This is a genomic window from Litorimonas sp. (assembly GCA_029936425.1).
Classification (GTDB): domain Bacteria; phylum Pseudomonadota; class Alphaproteobacteria; order Caulobacterales; family Maricaulaceae; genus Litorimonas.
This window is the reverse complement of the sequence record JAPYSU010000093.1, coordinates 1-1704: the sequence shown is the minus strand read 5'-3', so window position 1 is coordinate 1704 and position 1704 is coordinate 1. Positions and strand designations below refer to the sequence as shown.

At 52.4% G+C, this 1704-nt stretch carries 1 protein-coding gene; it reads left to right on the top strand.

Going from position 1 to position 1704, the window contains the following annotated elements; all coding sequences use genetic code 11:
* Positions 1–1323: hypothetical protein (locus ACN0IC_RS15295; protein WP_416879614.1), on the top strand; the 1323-nt coding region annotated here is incomplete at its 5' end.
* Positions 1324–1704 lie beyond the last annotated feature (381 nt).

Below are 1704 nucleotides of genomic sequence, written 5' to 3'. Positions count from 1 at the left end.
CTGGTGATCGACATGATTGACGAGTGCGTGGGATGCAGGGGCCTGAAGAAGAAGTTCTTTTCACCCACCTTGGGCGCGAGCAGGATGATGGCAGGCTTGGGGCAGGCCTTCGGAGTGTGGGAGTACATCTCGATGGACATCCTCGGGCCATTCAGCTGCTCAGTGGTGGGAGGTAGGAGTGCTACTCACAAAATGTGGCTACTTCTGTGTGTGGACTGCACATACCATTCGCTTGAGCTGCGCACCATGTATGGGTATGCTGCCACTGATGTCTGCAAGGCTCTTCTGGTGCACATGCGGGACACGCGCGCCCCCAAGAAGGTCATTGTTGACGCTGGAACACAGCTTGGGGAGGTGTTCATTGCCCCGATCCTCGCAGCCGGAGCCAAGGCCACAGGGAAGTTGGAGGATGCCCAGGTTGAATGCTTGTCACAGGGCGAGCAGAGCAGGAACTACTGTGAAAGTCATGTCTCTACAGTGAAGAGGATGTTGAGGAATTTTTTCAAAAGAGAAGACACCTTCCCCCGGCTGCTGGTGGGGGATTGGGAGCTGCTGATTCGGACCATCGTTGACCTGTCAAATGCAAGGCCTGTGTTTGGCATGTCAAACCATCTCGCGGAGCCCTATGCCCCCCGCATGATCTCCAAGCCCTACGAGACCTGTGACTCTGAGAAGCTTCTGGAGGCGGCGCTCTCTGGTGACCATGGGCTGCAGGGGGTGGTTGGGGATCTTGTTGAACAGTTTACCAAAGAGATGATGATCTGTATCAAGACCAGTGCTCCTTCAAAATATGGACAACGTGTGAGAGGTGAAGCAGTTCCACACGTGGGGGATGTGTGTGCCTTACACAACAAAGGAGCAAAGACGTGGAAGTATGCTGTGGTTAAGAGTGTCATGAATGAGGGGCGGGATGTGATGGCGAAATTCCTGCGCCCCAGGTTTGCAGACGGGACAGGGCGTGTTATTGAGGAAAGAATCATGGCAAAGAATCTTGTCCTCTTGCACCGGCCCAAGGAGGAGGAGGAGATGGATGTGGAGAACGGAGACGAGGTAGAGCGGGTGATCACGGAGACAGTGGCCTGGCGAGGAGATGAGTGTGAGACTGGGCAGCATCAGTGCAACATTGGGGAATGTGCCCAGCAGTTTGAGAGTGCTGCGGACTGGGAGCAGCACATGGGTGAGGTACACGGACACCGCAGGCAAACGGACCCTTGGTATGGGGGTGAGGCTCTGCTGCACGAGGCGAGCCAGGTGTCCCCCGAGACTGCTGCTGCTGGAGATGACGAGGACATCTCCAGCGTGGAGATGAAGGAAGGAGTGTGAAGATGCACACAGATGAAAGGTCGCCCGAGGTTCGCGGGTGCATGGTGGTTTAAATGTGGGTTGAGAGGCAGACCTTCCTCTCTCTGTTCGGCCTCCAGGAATATCATCATAAATTTGGTAAATATTACTTTCCATTGTGCAGTTGAATAATTTTCAATCATATTTCATATCCAGTTTCAAAACATTTTTGGGAAATCAGATTGTAATGCAAACCACGGGATAACACTGGATAAGAATTGATATGTGACTCCTAGGGGTTCAAACCCAAGCTAAAAGAAACAACATTTTGCACCAACACATTCAAACATTTGGCGGGTGTCTGCAAATCAAACATATTCAATTCCTCCCTCCCTGTACTAGAGTGAATTAATTGGGTAGTGC